Origin of the sequence: Chryseobacterium luteum, assembly GCF_000737785.1 — a bacterium.
In the GTDB taxonomy this organism is placed as follows: domain Bacteria; phylum Bacteroidota; class Bacteroidia; order Flavobacteriales; family Weeksellaceae; genus Chryseobacterium; species Chryseobacterium luteum.
Genome location: NZ_JPRO01000016.1, coordinates 76479 through 100977, shown reverse-complemented (window position 1 = coordinate 100977; position 24499 = coordinate 76479). Strand labels below are relative to the sequence as shown.

The 24499-nt window shown below is 36.9% G+C and carries 21 protein-coding genes and 1 other RNA gene; 6 read left to right on the top strand and 16 right to left on the bottom strand.

From position 1 onward, the window contains the following. A partial coding sequence (locus tag IX38_RS16620) for a glycosyltransferase family 117 protein (protein WP_034706857.1) occupies nt 1-2866 on the bottom strand: 2866 nt, incomplete at its 3' end. Between the two features lie 222 nt (nt 2867-3088). On the opposite strand from IX38_RS16620, the gene IX38_RS16615 reads away from it, so the two are divergent. The 3 genes from IX38_RS16615 (at nt 3089) to IX38_RS16605 (ending at nt 8197) form a co-directional block, all read left to right on the top strand. After that, nucleotides 3089-4126, top strand: coding sequence for a PLP-dependent cysteine synthase family protein (locus tag IX38_RS16615; RefSeq protein ID WP_034706855.1), 1038 nt, complete (start codon nt 3089-3091; stop codon nt 4124-4126). 79 nt (nt 4127-4205) lie between these two features. After that, a complete protein-coding gene (locus tag IX38_RS16610; RefSeq protein ID WP_034706854.1) occupies nt 4206-5468 on the top strand; it encodes an aminotransferase class I/II-fold pyridoxal phosphate-dependent enzyme in 1263 nt (420 codons plus the stop codon). Between the two features lie 539 nt (nt 5469-6007). Continuing rightward, on the top strand, nt 6008-8197 hold the full coding sequence (locus IX38_RS16605; protein WP_034706852.1) for a B12-binding domain-containing radical SAM protein: 2190 nt from the start codon (nt 6008-6010) through the stop codon (nt 8195-8197). 76 nt (nt 8198-8273) lie between these two features. Here the strand turns inward: IX38_RS16605 and IX38_RS16600 are convergent, their stop codons facing one another. From IX38_RS16600 to atpD, 3 genes are all read right to left on the bottom strand, one after another. Beyond that, on the bottom strand, nt 8274-9095 hold the full coding sequence (locus tag IX38_RS16600) for a hypothetical protein (RefSeq protein WP_034706850.1): 822 nt from the start codon (nt 9093-9095) through the stop codon (nt 8274-8276). Between the two features lie 80 nt (nt 9096-9175). Continuing rightward, entirely contained in the window at nt 9176-9457 is a 282-nt protein-coding gene (locus tag IX38_RS16595) for a FoF1 ATP synthase subunit delta/epsilon (protein WP_034706848.1), read from the bottom strand. Between the two features lie 83 nt (nt 9458-9540). Next, entirely contained in the window at nt 9541-11049 is a 1509-nt protein-coding gene (atpD, locus tag IX38_RS16590) for a F0F1 ATP synthase subunit beta (protein WP_034706847.1), read from the bottom strand. A 214-nt stretch (nt 11050-11263) separates the two neighbouring features. On the opposite strand from atpD, the gene IX38_RS16585 reads away from it, so the two are divergent. Continuing rightward, nucleotides 11264-12184 (top strand): bifunctional riboflavin kinase/FAD synthetase, encoded by a 921-nt coding sequence (locus IX38_RS16585; protein ID WP_034706846.1) that lies wholly within the window; start codon nt 11264-11266, stop codon nt 12182-12184. Here the strand turns inward: IX38_RS16585 and IX38_RS16580 are convergent. Beyond that, nucleotides 12181-12534 carry an MmcQ/YjbR family DNA-binding protein gene (locus IX38_RS16580; protein ID WP_034706845.1) on the bottom strand — a complete coding sequence of 118 codons (354 nt, stop codon included), beginning with the start codon at nt 12532-12534 and terminating at the stop codon, nt 12181-12183. The genes IX38_RS16585 and IX38_RS16580 overlap by 4 nt on opposite strands. Before the next feature lie 153 nt (nt 12535-12687). Here IX38_RS16580 and IX38_RS16575 point away from each other — a divergent pair, with 153 nt between their 5' ends. After that, nucleotides 12688-13344 carry an NAD(P)H-binding protein gene (locus IX38_RS16575; protein ID WP_034706844.1) on the top strand — a complete coding sequence of 219 codons (657 nt, stop codon included), beginning with the start codon at nt 12688-12690 and terminating at the stop codon, nt 13342-13344. Nucleotides 13345-13591: 247 nt separating this feature from the next. On the opposite strand, the gene IX38_RS16570 is transcribed toward IX38_RS16575, so the two are convergent. The 10 genes from IX38_RS16570 to IX38_RS16515 form a co-directional block, all read right to left on the bottom strand. After that, nucleotides 13592-14167: a glutathione peroxidase gene (locus tag IX38_RS16570; protein ID WP_034706842.1), complete on the bottom strand. Its 576-nt coding sequence runs from the start codon at nt 14165-14167 to the stop codon at nt 13592-13594. A gap of 88 nt (nt 14168-14255) precedes the next feature. Next, the gene (locus IX38_RS16565) at nt 14256-14918 is read right to left on the bottom strand and encodes a hypothetical protein (RefSeq protein ID WP_034706841.1); all 663 of its coding nucleotides are present in this window, start codon (nt 14916-14918) and stop codon (nt 14256-14258) included. Continuing rightward, nucleotides 14915-15253 (bottom strand): hypothetical protein, encoded by a 339-nt coding sequence (locus IX38_RS16560; RefSeq protein WP_131368697.1) that lies wholly within the window; start codon nt 15251-15253, stop codon nt 14915-14917. Before IX38_RS16560 ends, IX38_RS16565 begins: the two co-directional genes overlap by 4 nt. Before the next feature lie 145 nt (nt 15254-15398). Next, nucleotides 15399-16121 (bottom strand): 3-deoxy-manno-octulosonate cytidylyltransferase, encoded by a 723-nt coding sequence (kdsB, locus tag IX38_RS16555; RefSeq protein ID WP_034706839.1) that lies wholly within the window; start codon nt 16119-16121, stop codon nt 15399-15401. Nucleotides 16122-16309: 188 nt separating this feature from the next. Then, on the bottom strand, nt 16310-17563 hold the full coding sequence (locus IX38_RS16550; RefSeq protein ID WP_034706866.1) for a pyridoxal phosphate-dependent aminotransferase: 1254 nt from the start codon (nt 17561-17563) through the stop codon (nt 16310-16312). A 20-nt stretch (nt 17564-17583) separates the two neighbouring features. After that, a complete protein-coding gene (locus tag IX38_RS22065; RefSeq protein ID WP_131368696.1) occupies nt 17584-18492 on the bottom strand; it encodes a hypothetical protein in 909 nt (302 codons plus the stop codon). A 7-nt stretch (nt 18493-18499) separates the two neighbouring features. After that, nucleotides 18500-20215 carry a phospho-sugar mutase gene (locus IX38_RS16540; RefSeq protein WP_034706837.1) on the bottom strand — a complete coding sequence of 572 codons (1716 nt, stop codon included), beginning with the start codon at nt 20213-20215 and terminating at the stop codon, nt 18500-18502. Between the two features lie 263 nt (nt 20216-20478). Continuing rightward, entirely contained in the window at nt 20479-21180 is a 702-nt protein-coding gene (locus IX38_RS16530; protein WP_034706834.1) for a GIN domain-containing protein, read from the bottom strand. 542 nt (nt 21181-21722) lie between these two features. Continuing rightward, the gene (locus IX38_RS16520) at nt 21723-22673 is read right to left on the bottom strand and encodes a glycosyltransferase family 2 protein (RefSeq protein WP_034706830.1); all 951 of its coding nucleotides are present in this window, start codon (nt 22671-22673) and stop codon (nt 21723-21725) included. Nucleotides 22674-22689: 16 nt separating this feature from the next. Beyond that, nucleotides 22690-23289 (bottom strand): DUF4199 domain-containing protein, encoded by a 600-nt coding sequence (locus tag IX38_RS16515; protein WP_034706828.1) that lies wholly within the window; start codon nt 23287-23289, stop codon nt 22690-22692. Between the two features lie 130 nt (nt 23290-23419). On the opposite strand from IX38_RS16515, the gene ffs reads away from it, so the two are divergent. Then, an RNA gene (gene ffs / locus IX38_RS22435) (signal recognition particle sRNA small type) lies at nt 23420-23517 on the top strand. Nucleotides 23518-23620: 103 nt separating this feature from the next. On the opposite strand, the gene IX38_RS16505 is transcribed toward ffs, so the two are convergent. Continuing rightward, nucleotides 23621-24307, bottom strand: a complete 687-nt coding sequence (locus IX38_RS16505; RefSeq protein WP_034706825.1) for a metal-dependent hydrolase — start codon at nt 24305-24307, stop codon at nt 23621-23623. Nucleotides 24308-24499: the final 192 nt, after the last annotated feature.

Genomic DNA, 24499 nt, shown 5'->3' with positions numbered 1-24499 from the left:
GAGTATTTAAGTCTTTAAAATTCCCCCATCTGAAGTTTTTTACAACATTATATAAAGAATGGGTATCTACTCTTCCCATATCTCCATCTGCGTTCTGAACGGTATGGATAGGGACCAGCCTGTAGCTGAATCCGTCGAACTGAAGGTATTCATCAAGATAAAAGATGTTTTCGCTGTCGTAGATTCCTCCTGATGAGAAGTTGATAGGACGTTTCCAGTCGAAATTCGCAAGCATATCCAGCATGATCAGGTTATTTTTATAAAGGGTGTTTCCTTTGTAGGTGATCATGATCTGGTTCACTACATTAGGAAGGTCTGCCTGCGTGATGATCCCTGCTTTTAAAGCATTTTCCTTGTTTACCGGAAGAATGAATTTGTTTACCGGAAGGATATTGTACTTTTCAAACTTCTCTTCTCCGAAATACATTTTCAAAAGCTCATCTTTTTCAGGAGACTTGAATTTAATGAAATTAACAGCTTCTTTTAATGTCAGTGAATCCTGTGTAAGATATTTTCTGAATGCCCCGAACTGGGTATCAGGAACACCCTGTTCTTTCAACATAGAGAAAACGCCTTCCCAGTCTTCTTTTTTCATCATATAGATCTGGTCGTTGACTCCATCCCTGTAGTCCTCGTGAGTAAGCTCGCTCGGAATTCCCGCTGCATTATATGTTTTTCTTTTTACCTGATCTAAATTCCATGGAGTTGAGGCAAGGGTAAAATTAACCACCTTCACATCATCTCTGAATCTTTCAGTCTCCTGGATGGCCCATACAGGATACGTATCATTATCTCCGTAAACGAATAAAATATCGTTCTTCGGAAGTGATTTTAATACGGAATAGGCATAATCGTAAGCTGTATACCTGTTGCTTCTGTCATGGACATTATAGTTCTGGAAGCCCATCATAAAAGGTACTCCCAACAAAATCACCCCTAAAGCAATATTAGCTCCATTGGATTTTATTTTAGACTGCACGAACCATAAAATAGCTCCAGCTCCCATTCCTATCCAGATTGCAAATGCATAGAAGGAACCTACCATCGCATAGTCTCTTTCTCTCGGCTCGAAAGGTTTCACCCCCGTATAGAAGATAATTCCGACACTTGTTAAAACAAATAATGAAAGCAGCGCATAGAACCTTCCAAAGTCCCTGTTCAACTGGAAAAAGAAACCGATCAGTCCTAAAATCAATGGTAAAAAGAAGAATTTTACCGTACTTTCATTCTTGAATTTCGCCGGCATTTTATCCTGGTTTCCAAGTAAAGCATTGTCTATAAAAGGAATCCCGGAGATCCAGTTTCCTTTTGTGTTTTCCATATTTCCTTCAAGGTCGTTCTGTCTTCCCACGAAGTTCCACATCAGATATCTTACGAAGTAATATCCATTCTGAAACGTAATGAAATAATCCATATTCTGGGCAAGAGAAGGCTTCTGAACATTGATCAGGTTGTAAGGTTTAACTTTCAGGTAGTCTGCTGCCGTAATGGTTTTGTCTTCATACTTCCCTCTCAGTTCATCAAAGATCTGTTTGGCTTGAGGATTGTCTGCCACATCTTTGTTAGCATAATTAAAGGTAAAATCAGGAGCACCGTACATGGAAATGTAGTTGGCCATAACGTCTTTGTCTTCATTAAACATTCTAGGCATTAAGCTGATCTGAGACTGGCTGAATGTATAATTGAACCTGTCCCCTGTTTTTCTGTATGTTCCGGTTTTTTCATCCTTTTCGTAAATCTCACCGGTTTTTTTGGTCTTGAAGCTTCCGTCTTCATTCTTTTCAATTCCGTTCGCATCAAGGAAGGCGGTATAGTTTTGGCCGTAAATGGTTGGCCAGTCACCGTATTGCTCCCTGTTATAATAATCCAGCATACCAATAGCTGTGTCAGGATCGTTCAGGTTCATCGGAGGATTCGCATTTGCTCTGATGGGAATCACCATCCAGCATGAAAAACCGATGATCATATAAACTACCGATAATGCAGCAGTCTGGTATATATTTTTCTTAGCTCTTCTGGCATATTTAATAATAAGGAAAGATGCTACAGTCATTAAAATAAATGCGACTATGGTTCCGGAGTGGAAAGGAAGTCCAAGTCCGTTCACAAAGAATATTTCCAGTCTTCCGAACATCGTCATGATCAATGGGAAAATAATTTTGAAAACAATAATCAGGATTCCCAGCGTAATTGCGTTGGCCCAGATAAAATTTTTCCAGGTAAATTTGTAGTTTCTTGCATAATATACCAGACATACGGCCGGTACTGCAAGCATCCCCATCATGTGTACTCCAACAGAAAGTCCTAATACGAAGAAAATAAGGATGATCCACCTTTCGCTGTCTTTCGCCAGGTATTCGTTTTCCCATTTGGTGATCAGCCAGACAAGAAGCGCAATAAACATGGAAGCCATAGAGTATACTTCCCCTTCTACCGCAGAAAACCAGAATGTATCTGAGAATGTAAAGCATAGCGCTCCTACAGCTCCTGCAAAGAGAATGGAGATTTCCTGGTGCTTTGTAATTTCATCAAAGTCTTTATTCAAAAGTCTTCTGACAAAATGGGTAATCGTCCAGAACAGAAATAAAATCGTTAACGCACTGAACAATGCAGACATTGCATTGATTACGATAGAATAGTTTTCACCTTTTCCTAAAGCAAAAATGGCTGCCACGGCACCCACAATCTGAAACAAGGCGGCTCCGGGAGCGTGCGTTACTTCAAGTTTTACAGCAGAGGAAATGTACTCACCGCAATCCCAGAAACTGAAATTAGGTTCTATAGTCGATAAGTACGTGAAAAATGCAATGACGAAAATCACCCATCCCAAAACGGTGTTCCATTGCCTAAAAGTCCAATTTTTCATAGTATTAAATCAATTACGCGAAAATAAGGCTTTTATACCATTCTGTGGTGTTTTTAACAAAATTTAAAAAATTTGGCGTAGTATTTGCGATTGTACTTCAGCTAAGATTGCAAATCAGAAAATAAATTTTGCTGAATCGCTGGCTTGAAATCAAACAAAAGTTTAGTAATTATTTATTTTTTTGTATTTTTGCGGTCAGATTTTTATTGAAAATAACAAATAATGAGTAATGTTTACGATAATATTCTTGGCCTAATAGGAAATACTCCTATGGTGAAGCTTAATACTGTTACAAAAGATATTCCTGCAACCGTTTATGCCAAGTTAGAATCATATAATCCTGGACATTCCACAAAAGATAGAATAGCACTTCATATTATAGAAAATGCTGAACAAAAAGGTTTATTAAAGGAAGATTCTGTAGTTGTAGAAACTACTTCAGGAAATACCGGATTTTCTATAGCAATGGTTTGTATTATTAAGGGATATAAATGTATTCTGGCGGTAAGCGACAAAACGAAGTCCGAAAAAATTGCCTATTTGAAGGCGTTAGGGGCTACGGTATACATTTGTCCTGCCAACGTGGCTGCAGATGACCCGAGATCTTATTATGAAGTAGCTAAAAGAATAGCTTCAGAAACACCCAATTCAGTTTACATCAATCAATATTTTAATGAATTGAATATTGATGCGCATTACCAGACTACCGGTCCTGAAATTTGGGAGCAGACACAAGGTAAGGTTACCCACCTTTTTGCCTGCACTGGAACGGGTGGAACATTGTCCGGTTCGGGTAAATTCTTAAAAGAGAAAAACCCGGATATCAAGATTATCGGTGTGGATGCTGACGGCTCTATCCTGAAGAGCTATCATGAAACAGGTGAGATCCATAAAGAAGATGTTCATCCTTATCAGATTGAAGGAATGGGAAAAAATTTAATCCCTTCTGCCCTGCTTTTTGACAAGGTAGATGAGTTTGTAAGAGTAAATGATGAAATGTCTGCCTACAGAACCCGTGAAATAGCCCTTAAAGAAGCTATCATGGGAGGATATACCACAGGAGCCGTAACTCAGGCGCTGATCCAGTATGCACAGTCCCATGAACTAACCAAGGATGACATTGTTGTCCTGATCTATCCTGACCACGGATCACGGTATATTACTAAGGTATACAGCGACAAATGGATGGCCGAACAGGGTTTTGTAAATAACTGCGTACATAACTACGATGAAGTTTTCAAAACTGAATTTATCAAGTAGAAATAAATAAATCACGATACAAATAAAGTCTTTTGTGTTTTGCAGAAAAGACTTTTTCACTTAAAAATTACTATACAAAATGTTAGATATTTTTGACCGCATCAAACAAAATCCAGGTCCATTGGGACAATTCGCTGATTATGCTGAAGGGTATTTTGTTTTCCCAAAACTGGAAGGTCCAATTGGCCCAAGAATGAAATTTCAAGGTAAAGATGTAATTTTCTGGAGTGCAAACGATTATTTAGGGCTTTGCAACCATCCGGAAGTTCTGGAAGCCGATGCAAAAGCCGCTGCGGAATTCGGAATGTTTTATCCGATGGGTGCAAGAGCCATGTCCGGTGAAACCCAGCAGCATCAGCAGCTGGAAAAAGAATTGGCAGAATTTACTCAGAAAGGAGCTGCTTATTTACTGAATTTCGGTTATCAGGGAATGGTTTCAGCTATTGATGCATTGGTTACGAGACATGACGTAATTGTATATGATGCCGATTCTCATGCGTGTATTGTAGACGGAGTTCGTCTTCACATGGGAAAAAGTTTTACTTTCAAACATAATGACATTGCAAGTTTAGAAAAAAACTTAGCCAGAGCAACCAAAGTAGCAGAAGAAAACGGAGGTGGAATTTTAGTGATTACCGAAGGTGTTTTCGGAATGAGAGGAATGCAGGGGAAACTGAAAGAAATCTGTGACTTAAAATCAAAATTCAATTTCAGACTTTTGGTAGATGATGCACATGGTTTCGGAACTTTGGGTAAAACCGGTGCCGGAGCAGGTGAAGAGCAGGGCTGTCAGGATCAGATTGATGTATATTTCTCTACTTTCGCGAAATCTATGGCAGGTTTCGGAGCATTTCTTTCAGGAGATGAAACTATCATCCGGTTCTTAAAATACAATCTTCGTTCTCAGATCTTTGCGAAATCTTTAACAATGCCAATGGTAATCGGAGGTTTAAAAAGACTGGAGCTTCTAAGAACCCGTCCCGAAATTAAAGCTAAATTATGGGAAAATGTAAGCAAGCTTCAAAATGGTCTGAAGGAAAGAGGTTTCAACCTTGGAAATACCAATACTTGCGTTACACCTGTTTTCATAGAGGGAACTACGATTGAAGCTACCCTTTTAGCGAAAGATTTAAGAGAAAATTACGGTGTATTCACATCAGTTGTGGTATACCCGGTGATTCCTAAAGGTATGATCCTGTTAAGATTAATCCCGACGGCTTCACACACTGATTCGGAAATTAATGAAACTTTGGCAGCTTTTGAAGGCATCAAAGAAAAATTAGTTTCAGGTGTATATGCAGAAATGGAAAAACAAATGAATATCGAGTACAAGCAAATGTAATTTCGATTTTCAATTAAATATAATAGAACCGTTAGAATTTTCTAGCGGTTTTTTTGTTCAGCGTTTTGCCACGAATGCACGAATTTTTTTTAGCGCTTACAAAAATAATATTTGAGTATTCGTGGCAAAAGATTAAACAAACTTTTTAAACTGCATCTGATTAAAAACTTATTATCGGGTACAATTCAGTAGTTAATTTTCTAATCTTCATTTTGTGGCTCAGTTGTGTTTCAAACACAGAATTAAAACCATTTTGATTCTTTTCAATAATAGCATTTTTCGATTTTCATTTAAATATAATAAGAACCGTTAGGATTTTCTAGCGGTTTTTTTGTTCAATCTTTTGCCACGAATGCACTAATTTTTTTAATGCTTACAAAAATAATATTTGTGTATTCGTGGCAAAAGATTAAACAAACTTTTTAAACTGCACTTTTCAAGTATACACCAATTAAAAAATCTTAAATTTTAATTTCTTAAATCATTCGAAAACTTTCTTTCTTTTCCATTTAAACCCATAAATTTGCAAAAAATTACTTTTGAAAGATCTTCTTCTCATTACTCCACCTTTTACCCAGCTCAATACTCCCTATCCGGCAACAGCTTATATAAAAGGCTTTCTGAATACCAAAAAAATTTCCAGCTACCAGATTGACCTGGGGCTTGATGTTATTTTGGAGTTATTCTCGAAAACCGGAATTGAGAAAATTTTCAATACAAAAGTAAATCTCCAGGAAATATCTGAAAATTCACAACGAATCTATGCACTAAGAGAGGAGTATTTAAAAACAATAGATCAGGTGATTCCCTTTTTACAGGGGAAAAATCCCACCCTGGCGAGGCAGATCTGCAGCATGAACTTTCTCCCTGAAGCCTCCCGTTTCAACCAGCTGGATGATATGGATTTTGCATTCGGAAATATGGGACTCCAGGATAAAGCTAAACATCTGGCCACCCTATATTTAGAGGATATTTCAGATTATATCATAGAAAATGTTGATTCGGATTTCGGATTCAGCAGATATGCGGAACGTCTTGGAAAAAGCGCGAATTCTTTTGATGAACTGTATTCAAAACTATCAGATAATCAAACCTTTATTGACAGTTTTACCCTGAAAATTCTTCAGGAAAATTTAGAATTGGTCCAGCCAAAACTGGTCTGCTTTTCAATTCCTTTTCCCGGAAATTTATATGCCGGTTTCAGATGTGCTCAGTTCATTAAAAAAAATTATCCTCACATCAAAACTGCAATGGGTGGAGGGTTTCCCAATACGGAATTACGGGAAGTAAAGGACAAAAGGGTTTTTGAATTCTTTGATTTTATCACTCTTGATGACGGTGAACTTCCTCTTGAGCTTCTTTACGAAAGTTTGAATACTTCAGTAGAAACTGCAGATTATAAGAGAACATTCTTAATCGAAAACCAAGAAGTTACTTATAAAAATAATTCTAAAAGACACGATTATAAACAGGCAGATATCGGCACACCGGATTATACGGATTTAAAACTGGATCAATATATTTCGGTGATTGAAATTGCCAATCCGATGCACAGTTTATGGAGTGACGGAAGATGGAACAAACTGACAATGGCTCACGGCTGTTATTGGGGGAAATGTACATTCTGTGACATTTCTTTAGACTATATTAAAATTTATGAACCTGTTTCTGCCAAAATCCTGGTCGACAGAATGGAAGAGCTCATCAGAACAACCGGTGAGACAGGATTTCATTTTGTGGATGAAGCTGCGCCCCCGGCCTTGATGCGGGAAGTCGCACTGGAAATTCTCCGCAGAAACCTGGTCGTTACCTGGTGGACCAATATCCGGTTTGAAAAAAGTTTCACCCGCGATTTATGCTACCTCCTAAAACTTTCCGGATGTGTTGCGGTTTCCGGAGGACTTGAAGTGGCCAGCGACCGGTTGTTACAATTGATAGACAAAGGGGTTTCCGTAGACCAGGTTGCCAGAGTAACAAGAAACTTCACCGAAGCAGGAATTATGGTTCACGCTTATCTGATGTATGGCTACCCAACCCAGACTATCCAGGAAACCGTGGACTCTTTGGAAATGGTAAGACAGATGTTTGAAATGGGAATTCTGCAAAGTGCTTTCTGGCACCAGTTTGCTATGACGGCACATTCGCCTGTCGGAATTAATCCTGAAGAATTCGGAGTGATTCCTGTGAAGGAAGAAATTCTGTTTGCCAACAACGATATTGATTTTAAAGACAAAACCGGAATCGATCACAGTCAATTCAGCTTTGGTTTAAAAAAATCTCTTTTCAATTATATGCACGGAATCAATTTTGAATTTCCGCTTCAGAAATGGTTTGATTTTAAAATTCCGCGAACTACCATTCATCCTGATTATATTCATGACTGTCTTCTGGATGATGCACAATTCGGCTTTAAAGGTAATTCCAAGGTTGTTTTTTTAACCAAAAACGTAATCGCTGAGAATCGCTTAAAAAATAAAAAAAAATACTCTGGCCCGTATACACTCCTTACATTCCACTTAAAAACCAATATTGTAAAGATAGATCTGGAGCAGGATAAAGCAGAATGGCTGATGAATGTACTGAAAGAAAATTCTATAGAAAACCCGAAAAAAGTTACAGCCCAGCAGCTTAAGAATCAATTTGAAGAAAATTTTGAAGATTTTGAATTATTCTGGTTTTCAAAACCTATTCAGCAGCTTAAGGAAAACGGAGTGATACTCAGTCTGTAATTTTTAAAATGTATTAATAAAAAATCCAGAAAATTAAATCTTCAGGATTTATAACTTTATCTAAACTCAATAATTTTTATTTTCCGGCACTGTCTTTCACCACATCACCCACAATTATTTTTTCCTGAACTTTAATAAAATTAGGATCCAAAATTGCCATTCGTTCCGCAATAGCTTTATAGGTCGGAAATTTTAATAATGAAGCCCTGCCGGACATTTCTCTGTAGATGGTAAAAACTTTTCCGTTGGCTGTTTTAATCTGCTTGGTGGTCGTAATATATTTCCCAATGTATTTACTTTTAGCATCATATATTTCGATATCTACAAAAGTTTTGTCTGTAATGGTATCTTCAGAACCGAAACTTACGGGAAGGTTGGTAAAGTATCCAACAGGAACGCCGTTACTTATGATCTCTCCTACCTTATTGACCTCAATATTCATTTTATCAATTTTACTCCGGGTGGTATAGGCATCTTTAGTTTTGGTATCCAGCTTCCTTTTCGGGACGTTTTTGAAAATTTCGTCCAGGTTCTTTATATTAATTCCTTTGTTATCTATGATCTTCAACCCTTTTATGGAAGTATATACCGCAGATTTCTCTTCTCCGGAAAATGCTGACGGGGAAATATAGTCCATCTCTATTGTTTTCTCACGGTTGTACACCCTGTTCAACTTTATATAACTGTCTCTTACAGAGTCTACTATACTTTTATCTACAAACTCTATAGTATATATCGGAGTATCATTCAGATCCATGAATGTATAGACACTGGATTTGTTGGAGATCTTGGCAACATGAACACCTTCGAGACTTATGATACCTCTTTTGGTTTTGAAGCCCTGGGCATTACAAAGGATTCCCAGAAGGGTAAAGAATATGATTATGCTTTTCTTCATACAATCAGACTTTTACACAACATAAAAAAAGTGTAACCAAAGTTACACTTTCTTGAAAATATATTTAGCTTTTCATTTAATTATTCACAAAGGATGATTCCTTTATCATGATTAAATTCTACAACACCGCTTTTGATAGGATAAGAAAAAACAGAGTCTTTCTCATTTTCTTTGGTAAAGTTTTTAGCATACGGTTCCCCAACTGAAGTTGTGAAAAGCTTTACTTTACCGCCGATCAAAGAAGAAACAATTGCTGCGTGGTTTTTCATAATGTGGAATTCACCACCTTTTCCCGGCAACAATACAGAGTCTACTTCTCCTTCAAAAATTACGTATTCTGGTGTTAAAATTTTTATATTCATATTTCTTAGATTAAAGAGAAAAGAGAAAAGAAAAAAGAAAGAGACAGTGTCTTTACTCTTTTTTCTTTATTCTATTTATCTAGTTATGCGTTTTCAGCTAACATTTTTTGTCCAGCCTCAATAGCTTCTTCGATAGTTCCTTTCAGGTTGAAAGCAGCTTCCGGTAAATGGTCTAATTCACCATCCATGATCATGTTGAATCCTTTGATAGTATCCTTGATATCTACCAATGATCCCGGAATACCTGTAAACTGTTCTGCTACGTGGAAAGGCTGAGATAAGAATCTCTGAACTTTTCTGGCACGGTAAACTACCAATTTATCTTCTTCAGAAAGTTCTTCCATACCAAGAATTGCGATGATATCCTGAAGCGCTTTGTATCTCTGAAGAATTTCTTTTACTCTCTGGGCACAGTCATAATGTTCAGCACCGATAATTTCCGGAGCAAGGATTCTTGACGTAGAAGCCAATGGATCTACTGCTGGATAAATACCTAATGAAGCAATTTTTCTGTCCAGTACCGTAGTGGCATCCAGGTGGGCAAACGTTGTTGCAGGAGCCGGGTCAGTTAAGTCATCCGCAGGTACGTAAACCGCCTGTACTGAAGTAATTGAACCGTTTTTAGTGGAAGTAATTCTTTCCTGCATCGCTCCCATCTCAGAAGCAAGAGTCGGTTGGTAACCTACCGCTGAAGGCATACGGCCAAGAAGTGCAGACACCTCAGAACCAGCCTGTGTAAAACGGAAGATGTTATCTACGAAGAAAAGTACGTCTCTACCTTGTCCGCTTTCACCACCGTCTCTGTAGTACTCAGCTAATGTAAGACCGGAAAGGGCTACTCTAGCTCTTGCACCCGGCGGCTCGTTCATCTGTCCGAAAACGAATGCAGCTTTAGATTCTTTCATAGCTTCCATGTCTACTTTAGAAAGATCCCAACCTCCGTTTTCCATAGAGTGCATGAAATCATCACCATATTTGATAATTCCTGATTCAAGCATCTCTCTCAAAAGGTCATTTCCTTCTCTCGTTCTTTCACCTACTCCGGCAAAAACTGAAAGACCTCCGTGTCCTTTTGCAATATTGTTAATCAACTCCTGGATCAATACTGTTTTACCTACACCTGCACCACCGAACAATCCGATCTTACCTCCTTTTGCGTAAGGCTCGATAAGGTCGATTACTTTGATACCTGTAAATAAAACTTCTGCAGAAGTTGAAAGTTGATCAAATTTTGGAGCTGGTCTGTGAATTGGCAGACCACCTTCTTTAGAAATATTTTGAAGTCCGTCGATAGCATCCCCAACAACGTTGAATAGTCTTCCGTTTACAGCTTCACCAATTGGCATTGTAATAGGATTTCCGTATCCGATTACTTCCTGCCCTCTCTGAAGACCGTCTGTAGCATCCATTGCGATACATCTTACTGTATCTTCACCAATATGCTGCTCTACTTCCAAGACTACTTTTTCACCGTTTCCTTTTGTAATTTCTAACGCGTCATAAATACTTGGAATTGCTTCCACATCTGTGAAGACAACGTCGATTACCGGACCAATAATTTGAGAAATTTTACCTTTAATTTGGTTTGCCATTGCTAAATTTTTTCTTGGTGCAAATATAATGATTCTTCATAAACCTACAATTGGTAAAAAAAAGATTTTTATCATACTTTTTTAAAAAATGCAGCTATATAACAATATAGCGATTTACCAATAATAACTCAGTATAATAGGCAATTTTATTGTTATACTATTACATTGTTATATTGTTACATTATTTCTATATTTGCAGTCAAATTTTTCCGTTTTGAAAGTTTTCAAGAATTTTAAAGATTATTCCTCTCAAAAGCCTTTAGCATTATCTTTAGGAATGTTTGACGGAGTACATCTCGGGCACAAAAGTATCATCGATGAGCTGATTAATGCAGGTTCAGAGAATAATCTGGAAACAGCGATACTTACTTTCTGGCCACATCCGCGTTTTGTTTTTAACCCGAATGAAGATCTCAAGCTTCTCAATACGCTGGATGAAAAGAAACAGTTGATGGAAAAATACGGCATTCATCATTTATTCCTGAAAGAATTTGATGAAGAATTCAGAAACCTTACGGGGGAAGAGTTTGTACGCCAGATCCTGATTGATAAACTGAACGTAAAATACCTTATTATAGGCTACGACCATTCATTCGGAAAAAATAAAAGCGGAAATTTTGAGCTGCTTCAGGAACTTTCAAAAGAATTGGATTTTGTTGTTGAACAGATGGAAGCCATCAATATCCACGAAAACAATATCAGCTCCACCAAAGTACGCAATGCTCTTCTGGCAGGCAATATCAAGGAAGCCAATGAAATGCTTGGTTACTCCTACTCTGTTTCCGGAACCGTTGTTCACGGTAAAAAAATTGGAAGAACAATTGGTTATCCTACAGCCAATATTGAAACCGAATCTATTAAACTTCTTCCTAAAAAGGGTGCTTATATTGTAGAAACCGAAGTGAAAGGCAGACAGTATAAAGGAATGCTTAGCATCGGTACGAATCCTACCGTGAACGGAGAAAAACTAACCGTTGAAGTTTATATCCTTGATTTTGAAGGCGATATTTATGATGAAAAGATCACGGTGAAGTTCAGGGGCTTTCTTCATGACGAAATCAAATTTGAAGGTCTTGAAAAACTGATCGAACGATTGGATGAAGATAAAAGACTGACCCGGGAGTTTCAATTCTAGCTATTTACAATTTCTTCTTTCGCTTTCTTTGTTAATGAATTAAACACCAATTCATAAGAATGGTCTATTAATTTAAAGATCAGGTCTCTTTTTAAGCCTTCCAGCAATACGGAATTCCAATGGGTTTTGTTCATATGAAACGCGCCTGTGATCTGTGGATGCTGTTCGCGGAGTTCTGCACTCCATTCAGGATCGGTCTTTACGTTGATCCCCAACGGCTGCCTTTCAAGTCCTATTAATAAAAACATTTTCGTTCCTACTTTCATCACAAGGGTTTCGTTATCAAAGGGAAAAGTTTCTGTAACTCCTTTTTTGGCAAGACAGTAGTCTAAAATTTCGTTGGCATCCATATCTTTATAAGTAATAAGTAATTGGCAATAAGTGATTTTTGAATAATGTATATATATTGAAGGAAATATCTTTTCCTTCTTTAAACACTAAACTTTAATTCAAATTTAGTAAATTTAAGAAAGAAAATACGATCCACACAAATCACAACTATTATGAAAGCTTTGGTAATTGGCGCGACGGGCGCTACAGGAAAAGATCTGGTGAAGCAACTGCTTAACGACAAGGAGTTTGAGGAAGTCGATATCTTTGTAAGAAAACCTGTGGATATACAGAATGACAGGCTGAAAGTTCATGTAGTCAATTTTGAAAAGCCTGAAGAATGGAAAGATAAAGTGAAGGGCGACATTGCATTTTCATGTTTGGGAACAACACTGAAAGATGCCGGAAGTAAGGAAGCTCAAAGAAAAGTGGATTTCGATTATCAGTATGAATTTGCCAAAGCAGCGAAGGAAAATGACGTGGAAGATTATGTGCTGGTTTCAGCTTATGGAGCCAATCCCGCATCTAAAATTTTCTATTCTAAAATGAAAGGTGAGTTGGAAGAGGCTGTGAAGCAGCTTCACTTCAATAAGATCACAATTTTTAAACCGGGAATGCTGGAAAGAAAAGACTCTGAAAGAACAGGGGAAGTTCTGGGCAGCAGGATTATAAAATTTGCCAATAAGCTGGGACTTCTGGAAAGTCAGAAACCTTTGCCTACAGAGGTTTTAGCTAAAGCGATGATCAATTCTTCCAAGATAAAAAGTAATGGCTATTCCAGTATCAAGCTGGGGAATATATTCTGTTTTGCGGAGAAAAGTAATGAGTAATACAATTAATTCAGTTTAATTATTTTTTGTTTCTTTTTAAAAATACAAATAGGGTTATTAAAAATATAATTCCACAACAAAGAAATATCCCCAATAATTTACAGAAAAGAAATAATAATCTGTTGATTCTTCTGGTATGAATTTTCCCTGGCTCATAATTTAATATAATAATTGTAGGTTATATTTTTAATACCAATAAAAAAAGTGGGTAATAATTACCCACTTTTTTAAAAATATATTTTTGATTTTATTTCAAATACTTGGTAATCGCTTCATCCGTAGGTTTTGTAGTACTTACGAAGGTATCGATCAGTTTTCCGTTTTCATCAATTAAGAATTTCGTAAAATTCCAAAGGATAGTAGTATTTTTTACCCCGTTTAAATCTTTTTCCGTTAAATATTTAAATATTGGAGCTGTATCATCGCCTTTTACAGAAACTTTAGCCGCCAAAGGAAATGTTACTCCATAATTTTTCTGGCAGAAAGCACCTATCTCGGTATTGGTTCCGGGCTCCTGACCTCCGAAATTATTGGCAGGAAATCCTACAATAACCAGTTTGTCCTTGTATTCTTCATACACTTTTTCCAGATCTGCATACTGCGGTGTGAATCCACATTCTGATGCCGTATTGACAATAAGGATCTTTTTTCCTTTAAAATCTGCAAAATTGATCTCTTTGCCATCCAGGCTTTCAACTTTGAAATCATATATTGTTTTTCCCATAAGTTCTTTGGTTTTAGATTGAGAAATCTCACTTTTCTGGTTGGTACAGTTCTGTAAAAATGCCACAAAAGAAAGCAGCAATAAGAAAATCTTTTTCATTCTTATAAATTTTGGTTGGCGGTTTTGCCGCAATTATTTTCAAAATATAATCCCCGAATGCTTTAAACAGGCATTATCTCTCTATTGATTAAAATTTAAATGTATTGGCCGGGAAAACTTTATTAGCGTCTATCCGGTTTAAGATCATAACGAAATCGCCATCCTTTTTAGTACTTGAAGATTCAATCCTAAAGGGCATTGAAAGGTTTCCTACTTTCTTGTAATCGGCATACACCAATGTTTCATCCTTTTTGACTTCTTTTAAAAGCATATAGCTTTTCACATCAAAATAATAGATGTTTTTATTTACATTTTTGGTAAGCTCTACTTTGTGGCAGTAGATTTCGCCTACTTTTTCTTTTCCCAGGTATCTGGCATCAAAACCTTTGTTTTCCCAGTCAATGAAATCATTATCAAAGCTTTCAGGTACATATTCAGGGTACACCTGAAGTTTGTTGGCTGCATAATTCATTGCATATCCTTTGGTTCCGTCAAAGCCTTCAATTGCCGTTTCCTTTCCACTGATGCTGATCACTGTTTTGGTAAGATTGGGACGCTGCTGGTAAATTTTTATAGGGTATTCATCTTTGACTCCCAGGATCACTTTGCCCTGCAGCAATACTGAATTCAAGAGTTTCCAATTCGTTAATCCTCCCGACAGTTCTATATTTTTGTCTATAATTTCTTTTGCAGTCTGAGAGTACAATGAGGCTGCGAACGTTAAAAGGACCAGATATATTATTTTTTTCATTTATTTCTTTTAAAATAATGGTCTAAAGAAGGTTTAAAAACATATTGTGCTTCATTTTGTTTCTTTTTGGATACCAGATTTCCATTGACGTAAGTTAAAACTGATACCAGACCTTCTTCAAGCTCTAATGGTTTTGCAAGATATAGTATTTTATTTTCAAATTTATAATTAACAGGGTCTTCTACAATCTGCTGTTTGGATGATATGACGAGATACGATGGATATATTTTATTATTTTTAAATTCCAGCACAAAAAATGTATAGACATCGATGGCTCTATTTGTTGTTGCAATACACCCGTGCTTTATTTCGGCATAGAATTTTTTATTATTCAAATTCTGGCATTTCAGATTTGAACAGCAAAATATCAATATTAAAAATAAGATCCTCATTTATAGCTTGTATATTACTTCAAATATAAGGGGAATTGGGCAAAAAAACAAAAGCGGTGAGCAATAGTCATGCTTTTCACTTGTATTTTTAAATTAATTTCCGTGCTTTCTCCAGATCTTCGGGAGTATCAATTCCAACTCCGATGAAATTGGTTTCTATCAGTTTGATTTTCATTCCATATTCAAGATAACGGATACATTCTATCTTTTCTGATATTTCCAGTGGTTTCATTTCCAGTTTGGAGAACTGAAGTAATGCGTGTTTTCTGAAAGCGTACACTCCGATATGCTTAAAATAACTTACATCATAAGAAACTTCCCTGTGGAAAGGAATCACAGAACGGCTGAAATACAATGCAAAGCCATTATTATCCGTAATTACTTTGACATTATTCGGATTCTCGATTTCTTCTTTTTCTGTCAGTTTTATTTTTAAGGAAGCCAATGAAATTTCCTGGTTGTCGTCTTCTTTAAAAACGTTGATAAGCTGTTTTAAAGGCTCTAATTTGAGGAAAGGCTCATCTCCCTGAACATTGATCACAATATCACAGTCGATGTTCTGTACGGCCTCCGCAATGCGGTCGCTCCCTGTTTCATGCTGTCCGGTCATGACGGCTTTTCCACCATTCTTAACGATTTCATCAAAAATAATTTCAGAATCCGTAGCGACAAATACTTCATCAAACAGTCCTGTTTCTGCAACGTTCTGATAGGTTGTCATGATTACTGTTTTTTCACCTAACATCTGCATCAGTTTTGCCGGAAAACGGCTTGCTTCGTAACGGGCAGGAATAACAGCTATGATTTTCATTGATTATAATTTATAAGTTATGTTGAATAGCTTAAAAGTTTGGTTTCCAGAAATAGTCTTTTGGGAAATTTCATTTAACCCGATTTATATTTTATTTTTAATGTAACAATGTATCAATCTAACAGTTTACCAATAGTGTAAGTACCGGAATTGTTACATTGATACATTGTTATACAGTTACATTAAAACTATTTAAGATTGTTCAATGCATTTTCAAGCTTCGGAAGCATTACTTTGATCTCGTCAACCGCTAAACCTCCCACAGAAGCACGGAACCAAGGCTCAGATTTTGCTTCTCCAAACGCTGAGAATGGAACTAAAGCAACTCCTGCATCATTAATTAAGTAGAATACCAGATCAGAAGAGCTTTCAATAACAGATCCGTCAGGTTTTGTTTTTCCGATATAATCCAATCTGATCGTAAGATACAGCGCTCCCATCGGTTCGATGCTTTCCACTGCCAGTCCTTTTCCTTTTAAATCCTGGATTCCGCTGTGAAGAACTTTTAAACTTTCTTCCAGCTTTCCTTTGAAGTCTTCTACGAAAACATTCACATTGTCAGGGTTTTCAAAGAATTTTGCGGTAGCTTCCTGTTCCGGCTTAGGTGCCCATGCTCCAACGTGTGTCAGAAGAGCTTTCATTTTATCCAGAATATGAGCGGGACCGAATCCCCAACCTACGCGTACTCCGGTTGCAGCAAGGCATTTAGAGATCCCGTCGATATAAATGGTGTATTCTTTCAGTTCAGGGAAAAGAGAAACCGGATCTACGTGCTGTGCCCCGAAAGTAAGGTTAGAATAGATCTGATCATACATCAGGTACAATGGTTTTTCATATTCCCCTCTTTTTTTGTTTTCTTCAAGAACCAGTTCGCAGATATCTGAAAGCTGTTCTTTGGTAAACATTGTTCCGGTAGGATTCAGCGGTGAGCAAAGGGCTAAAAGAACTGCGCCTCCTAAATGTGGTCTTAAATCGTCCGCTGTCGGAAGAAAATTATTTTCAGGAGTGGTCTTCACTTCTACTGCTTCTGCTGAAGTAAGGTAAGCATAGTGATTGTTGTTCCATGATGGTGTAGGATATACTACTTTGTCACCTTCGTCTACGATGGTTTTATAAACCGCATAGATCAATGGTCTTGATCCGGCAGTAATTAAAATATCGTTGGGAGAGTAATCCAGGTTCCATCTGTTTTTCAGGTCTTTAGAAACTTCTTTTCTTAAAGATAAAAGTCCGTTGGCTGGCGGATAATTCGTTAGATTATTCTGATATGCTTTCTGAATCTCTTCCTTCAGCAGTGCCGGAATAGGATATAGATTAGAATTCAGGTCACCAATAGTAAGATTAGCTATCTCCGCTCCTTTTGCTTTTAAATCATTAACTTCATTACCAATTTTTACAATTTCGGAACCAATCAGGTTCGCCGCTAATTTTGAAACTTTCACTTTATTTTTATTTAAATTTACTAATAATTGCTTACCACATTCATTTTCTCACGAATCTGATCCACAGGGATCTTGGAATCGAAAAGATTCAGAAATTCCTGAGCTCTTTTTGCGGTATATGAACCGGGATATTTTTTTATAATCCTGTTGTATTCATTTCTGTTTTCATCGTATAACTTTCCGTCTGCTCTTTCATAGGTCGGAGTATTGTCCATCCCATACAGATAATCGTACAGATAGTTATTATAATCTTTCTTAACGGTTTTCAGCAGTGGGCTTTGAGGGTATTTCTTCATGAAATTCTCCCAGAATATCAGTCTGTTTCCCAATTCTTTCCAACTAATAACCAGTCCGGCATCTACAGCATAATTATCCTTTGCTTCTATTGCCATCTGAGCAATATAGGCATTGTAATCGGGAGTGACTTTATTCTTAAATATTAAATAATAGTAATTGGGAACCGACCAAATTTCCGTCATCCCTTCTCCTACTTCTCTAAATTCAAGTCCTTCTTTTTTAAACCGGGCTGCCAAGTCTTTTATCTGTTCCGGAAATTTGTAGCTTTCACTGTCAGAGTCATAATAATTGACGTATTTATCCAGAATATCGGTATGAAGTCTGCTGAGACCCTGAATATATTTATTTCTTACTTCAACATAACCTTCATAAACCTTGTTATTCTGTTCAGGGCTTCCGGCTGCTATTTCTTTTTCTGCTTCAGTCCGGTAATACTGCAGTGCCTTCATGTAATCCTCCGTTTTATAGGCAGGAGAATAAGCTGTATCAATTGGCTTAAAGATATCTTCTTTTACTTCCGTCTTTGCAATAGAATCATGTGCCATTTTCGTTTCCGGCATTTCAGGAGCTTCTTTTTTGCAGGAAAAAACAAGTACAGAAAGCATACATACTGCCAAGCTCTTTTTTATCATTTTCAGATTAGTCTAATTTCAGATCTTTTCTTACTTCTTCGATTTTTGCTTCTAATGATTTTAATTTATCTATAAAATCGGCTTCAGAAGTAACGGTATCTTTTACAGAAATATAGAATTTAATTTTCGGTTCTGTTCCTGAAGGTCTTACACAGACTTTGGTTCCATCCTGGGTATAGTAAATCAGTACATTCGATTTCGGAATATCGTTCATTACTTTTGTTTCGTTCTTTGAAATGGAAAAACTGGTCTGTTCTTTAAAATCCTTCACTTCTTCCACTAATGATCCGGCCAATTCTTTCGGTGGGTTTTCGCGGAAATTTTTCATCATATTCTGGATTTCTTCAGCACCTTCTTTTCCTTTTCTGACGATGTTTACCAGGCCTTCGTAATACATTCCGAGATCTTCATAGATTTCGATCATGTACTGGTACATTGTTTTACCGTTAGATTTACACCATGCTGCAATTTCGCAGGCTAAAACGATACTTCCGCAAGAATCTTTATCACGGACAAAATCTCCGGTCATGAAACCGAAACTTTCTTCGCCGCCGCAGATAAATTTTTCTTTTCCTTCTGATTCACGGATCATTTTTCCTATCCATTTGAATCCTGTAAGTCCTGCTTTGCAGTTAACTCCGAATTTCTGTGCAATATCAAAGAAAATATCCGAAGTCACGATCGTAGATCCGATAAATTCTTTTCCTGTAATTCTTCCCTGCTTTCTCCACTCGTTTAAAATGTAGAAAGTAAGAATTGTATTGGTCTGGTTACCGTTCAGAAGCTGCATTTCTCCGTCAAGATTTCTTACCGCAATCCCCAATCTGTCGCCATCCGGGTCTGTTCCGATAACGATATCTGCGTTGGTAATTCTTGCCAGATCCATAGCCATTTCCAGGGCTGCCGGCTCTTCCGGATTCGGAGATTCTACCGTGGTAAAATTACCGCTAGGAATCATCTGTTCTTTTACCAGATCTACTTTTTTGAATCCTGCTTTTTCCAAAGCCTTCGGAATTGTGGTATAGGTTGTTCCGTGGATAGAGGTGAAAACAATATTCAAATTTTCTTTTCCAACGTTCTGATACGTTGAGTTTTCAATACAGGCATCGATATAAACGTCATCCTGTTCTTCTCCGATCCATTCGATCAGATCGTCATTTCCGTCGAATTTAATTTCGTCGAATTTCACAGAATATACTTCTTTGATAATCGCTTCATCGTGTGGCGGAACGATCTGTGCCCCGTCATTCCAGTAAACTTTATAACCGTTGTATTCAGGCGGATTGTGGGATGCTGTTAATACAATTCCCCCATTGCATTTTTTGTCTCTTACAGTGAAAGACAATTCAGGAGTCGGTCTGTGATCTTTGAAAAGAAGCACTTTAATTCCGTTTGCTGTTAGAACATCCGCAACCAGTTTCCCGAATTCTTTTGAATTGTGGCGAACATCATAAGCGATGGCCACTTTGATCTCTTCTCCTTTAAACTGCTGAAGCATATAATTGGCCAATCCCTGTGTAGCCTGTCCTAATGTATATTTATTCAAGCGGTTGGTTCCTACTCCCATGACACCTCTCATCCCTCCTGTTCCGAATTCAAGTTCTCTGTAGAAAGAATCTTCCAGATCCGGAGAATTACCGTCTATCAGAACCTGTACCGCATCTCTTGTTTCCTTATCGAATGTATTACTTAACCAAAGTTTCGCTTTTTCTAATGTTGTCATATTTGTATTTAGGTTTGGAAGCAGGAAGTCTGAAGATGGAAGGAAGTCTCATTCCAAATTTATATTTTCTGCTTTTATTTTACTGTTCTGTTTTTTATATTTTGTTTGGAAGATGGGAGAAATTTATGTCTCAATTTCAGCTTTCCACTTACTATTTACTTTTTATTTATTTTGAAATCCATAGATTTTTGGCAGATAATCAATTTCTCAAATTTGAAACTCATTCATTTCTTTTCTTATGATAACTTCCCTCTTCCTGCTAATTACTCTAATTTCTTATTTTCCACACGAGTCGTCTTATCTATTTTAAATGCACGAATCGGGTCATTATAATAAACAAATTTTGCTGTATTCTGCACATGTCCTTTTAAAGAATCTTTTACATTAACTTCTGCATAGTTTCCGTTTTTAGAATCAATATTCAGATTTTCTATTTTCCAGTAAGGGGCAATTAAACTTGCTGTGTCTGAGATCTTTATCATCGCATCTTTAGTCAGTCCCAAAAAATTGGCCCGGCTTCTGTTCTGCATCTCCACTTCTGCTCTTCTTGTGTTCACTGAACCCATAAAAGTAGCATAATTTTTTAAATTAAGCCTAAAATTATCGGTCTTAATTTCACTTGAAATATTCATTTCTACAGAATCTGCAACCGAAACTTTTTCAAGGTTATATTTGGAATAGATTGTCACGTTATAGAAATCCACCCCTTTTGTGCCTCTTTTTTCTTTGATAAAAAGGGTCTTGTCATTAACATCAACATCCAGGTTATCAGCCACATTGGGATAGGTCTCGATTTCTACAAAATTCTTATTTCCCCTGGCATAAAATACACGGAATTTCCCTTCCAGATCCAGATTCACAAACTCTGAAACATCTACATCTTTCCTTTCAATCTTTCCTTTCGGAGAAACTTTTCCGCAGGAAACTGCCACTACAAGCAGGCATGCGTACCCTATTTTTTTCATGTTCAATTTAAAAATACTTTATATAAAACCGTAATGATGGCAAGACTTTCCATTCGCATCAAATCATAAAGTACTGATGCTCTTCAAACAGGTCGGTTTTGAGAATGAATTTTAAATGCATTCCAATACGTAACTGCCGGAAAGAGAATGAAAAGAATAAATAACGCTTTGTCTAAAAATACCGAAATCTTCTCTACAGGTATCCACAGACTGATAAGACTTACCATATCATTAAACAAAAATAGGATTAAAATTCCTAACAGGCTTACTGTTCCGATGACAAAATGCTCACAATATTCAATTTTATTCTTTAGAAAATGGCAATGTATTGGTTCTTCGCAAGGACGCAAGGTTTTTATCTGCTTTATGCTGTTAAGGCGCAAAGATTTTATCTGCGATAAAATTGATCGTGTATTGATTTTTATTTTTTGAAGAGGTTTTAATTTGTGCATATTTATAATAAAGAAAACGGAACAAAAAAATCCCCGAAAAGTGTAGAACTCCCGGGGATTTTTTATGCAAATAATTATCTGTTTGATGAATTAAATCACTTCATCAATATTATAATTCTTATGTTCCCTGTTGGTTCTGATGATCATTTCGCCTAAGAATCCGGCTATGAAAAGCAATGTTCCCATAAGCATCATCGTCAAAGCGATAAAAAACCACGGATTATTGGTGATCAGATGTCCGTAAATTCCTCTTGCCACATCAATTAGTTTTGAAATTCCTAACCAAAGCGCAGAAAGAAATCCTACGATAAACATTACAGTTCCTACCGCCCCAAAGAAATGCATGGGTCTTCCTCCGAACCGGCTTACAAACCAAAGGGTTACCAAATCCAGAAAACCCCGGATAAATCTTTCGGTTCCGAATTTTGAGGTTCCGTAAGGCCTTGCCTGATGCTGTACTTCTTTTTCCGTAATTCTTCTGAATCCGGCGTTGGCAGCCAATACGGGAATATAACGGTGCATATCTCCATACACATCGATTGATTTTACGACCTGTCTTTTATATGCTTTAAGCCCGCAGTTGAAATCATGAAGATAAACTCCTGAAACTTTTCTTGCAGCTGCGTTGAACAGTTTTGACGGCACATTTTTCGTCATTACATTATCAAAACGCTTCTTTTTCCAGCCTGAAACAATGTCGTAATTATCTTCAGTCACCATTTTGTAAAGCTCAGGAATTTCTTCAGGAAAATCCTGTAAATCAGCGTCCATGGTAATGACCACGTCCCCGTTGGTTCTTTCAAAAGCGGCATGAAGTGCCTGGGATTTTCCGTAATTTCTGGAAAACTTTATGGCGTGGATCTGAGGGTACTGGACCTTCATATTTTCGATAATGCTCCACGACAGATCTGTACTTCCGTCATCCACAAACCAAATTTCATAGGATAAGCTGTTGGAATAACAGACATTATCAATCCTTGAAAAAAGCTCTTCCAGAGAGTCCTCTTCGTTTAATAACGGAATAACTATAGATAAATTCATTTAATTTTAATAAAAATTATTCTTGATTTTCTGTTTCCTGGTACACGGTTCTCGTTCTGAAAAACGCTCCGAAAAACACTGACAAAACTACGTAAAATATAAGAATTGCCGCAAAATATCCTGAAAAATGACTTGCAGTAAGCATATCTTTCCCTTTAACAGCTTCCGGAGAAAAGCTGGGCAGTCTTTCCTTGTATTTTTTGTCTAATTCGTCAATGTCTTTCTGATGTTTCATGATCTTTCTTGCAGAGTGATATTCGGTGTCTAATTCTGTTTTCTGTCTCTGCACATACTGGTAGTTAAGCAGTTTTTTAGCATCCGGATCTGCGAAATTCAGGAAGGCATAGATGCTGAAAATGGAAAGAATTCCTCCGATAAACATCGGGATGAATGCTCTTGAGAACGCGTCTTTAAAAGTTACCACCCTGTTTTTGTTCCAGAACGATTTTACGGACCAAAAGGCGCCTCCGGCATATAAAATGGGAAGAACAAAAGCATTGATTTTCAAAGAGATATCAAAGTAACTGATTCCTGAGAAAAAGTAATAGGCTACAAAAAAAATGATCATTGTAGCGATAAAAAGTATAATTCCTAATGTTGATGGACTTTTCGTCATGTTAGATTTTTTAGAAAAAGTTGAAAAATTATTGCTCTAAATTCCAGCTGTTTAGCTTTATTACTGCATTTTTTCGACTAATTTTCTTTAATTATATTTTGAAGTTTATAAATTATTCCTACCTTTGCAACGGCAAGTCCTAAACAACCAGCTCCTGAGAACCCTCCAGGGTGGGAACACAGCAAAGGTAATTGGTCGTAGCGGTGTGATTTAGGTAGCTTGCCATTTTTTTTGATTTAAGTTGAAGTAAGGTAATTGGAAGATTATCTTTTTTTGTTTCTATACTTTTCAGCATTTTCATTCTAATTTCCGGATTACCCTTCATTTTTATTTAAAATTCAAACGCCTCTCCCAGTTTAGGAAGAACCAGTTCTACATTTTTATCAGCAAAATGCTTTAATGCACTTTCATGATTGATCTCAATAGCAGGGAATGTATCGAAGTGGCAGCCGATTACTTTTGGAGTCTTCAATAATTCTGCTGCTGCAAAAGAGGCTTTTCTGGGACACATCGTGTAGTGGCTTCCGATGGGAAGGATAGACAGGTCAATATTCCCGAAAAGTCTTGGGAAAAGTTCCATATCTGCCATTACTCCGGTATCTCCGGCCATATAGATGTTCTTACCTTCGGGAAGTCTGAAAATATATCCTACAGGAACGCCTCCATAGCTTCCATCCGGGAACGAACTTGTATGATGAGCCGGCACCATAGAAATCTTAAGATCGTCGATTTTTGCCGATCCTCCTAAGTTTACATCATCTTTATTCTTTGCAGTTTTAAAGTACGCACAGATCTCAGGAACAGCTATAATTGTTGCTTCCGGATGGAACTGCAGTACTTCTTCCACATCGGCAATATGATCGCCGTGAGCATGGGTCAGTAGGATATAATCGATCTTCTGAGCCGATATATCAAAGCCGGATTCCACCTTTTTGTAATTGTAAAAAGGATCACTTAAAATTGTTTTGTCTTTGTACGTAAACAAAAAACAGTTTTGTCCTAAAAATTGTATTTTCATTTTTAATTGATTTTTTAATTAATTTTTAAACATTTAAACACAAATAGTTCAAATATTTTTCACGAATAACACTATAAAATATTAGTGAAAATTTGTGTAAATATTGGTGTTATTTGTGTTTTATTTAAACGCAAAGAGTGCTAAGATTTTTTAATAAACTAAATGTTTTTAAATTCGCAAAGGCGTTAATAC

Coding starts and splice junctions, on each gene's coding strand:
- IX38_RS16570 (WP_034706842.1), bottom strand. CDS start 14,167: ATGAAAAAGATTTTCTTATTGCTGCTTTCTTTTGTGGCATTTTTACAG.
- IX38_RS16540 (WP_034706837.1), bottom strand. CDS start 20,215: ATGACAACATTAGAAAAAGCGAAACTTTGGTTAAGTAATACATTCGAT.
- IX38_RS16600 (WP_034706850.1), bottom strand. CDS start 9,095: ATGAAGAAAAGCATAATCATATTCTTTACCCTTCTGGGAATCCTTTGT.
- IX38_RS16530 (WP_034706834.1), bottom strand. CDS start 21,180: ATGAAAAAAATAGGGTACGCATGCCTGCTTGTAGTGGCAGTTTCCTGC.
- IX38_RS16615 (WP_034706855.1), top strand. CDS start 3,089: ATGAGTAATGTTTACGATAATATTCTTGGCCTAATAGGAAATACTCCT.
- IX38_RS16520 (WP_034706830.1), bottom strand. CDS start 22,673: ATGAATTTATCTATAGTTATTCCGTTATTAAACGAAGAGGACTCTCTG.
- IX38_RS16515 (WP_034706828.1), bottom strand. CDS start 23,289: ATGACGAAAAGTCCATCAACATTAGGAATTATACTTTTTATCGCTACA.
- IX38_RS16610 (WP_034706854.1), top strand. CDS start 4,206: ATGTTAGATATTTTTGACCGCATCAAACAAAATCCAGGTCCATTGGGA.
- IX38_RS16595 (WP_034706848.1), bottom strand. CDS start 9,457: ATGAATATAAAAATTTTAACACCAGAATACGTAATTTTTGAAGGAGAA.
- atpD (WP_034706847.1), bottom strand. CDS start 11,049: ATGGCAAACCAAATTAAAGGTAAAATTTCTCAAATTATTGGTCCGGTA.
- kdsB (WP_034706839.1), bottom strand. CDS start 16,121: ATGAAAATCATAGCTGTTATTCCTGCCCGTTACGAAGCAAGCCGTTTT.
- IX38_RS16565 (WP_034706841.1), bottom strand. CDS start 14,918: ATGAAAAAAATAATATATCTGGTCCTTTTAACGTTCGCAGCCTCATTG.
- IX38_RS22065 (WP_131368696.1), bottom strand. CDS start 18,492: ATGATAAAAAAGAGCTTGGCAGTATGTATGCTTTCTGTACTTGTTTTT.
- IX38_RS16505 (WP_034706825.1), bottom strand. CDS start 24,307: ATGAAAATACAATTTTTAGGACAAAACTGTTTTTTGTTTACGTACAAA.
- IX38_RS16580 (WP_034706845.1), bottom strand. CDS start 12,534: ATGGATGCCAACGAAATTTTAGACTACTGTCTTGCCAAAAAAGGAGTT.
- IX38_RS16575 (WP_034706844.1), top strand. CDS start 12,688: ATGAAAGCTTTGGTAATTGGCGCGACGGGCGCTACAGGAAAAGATCTG.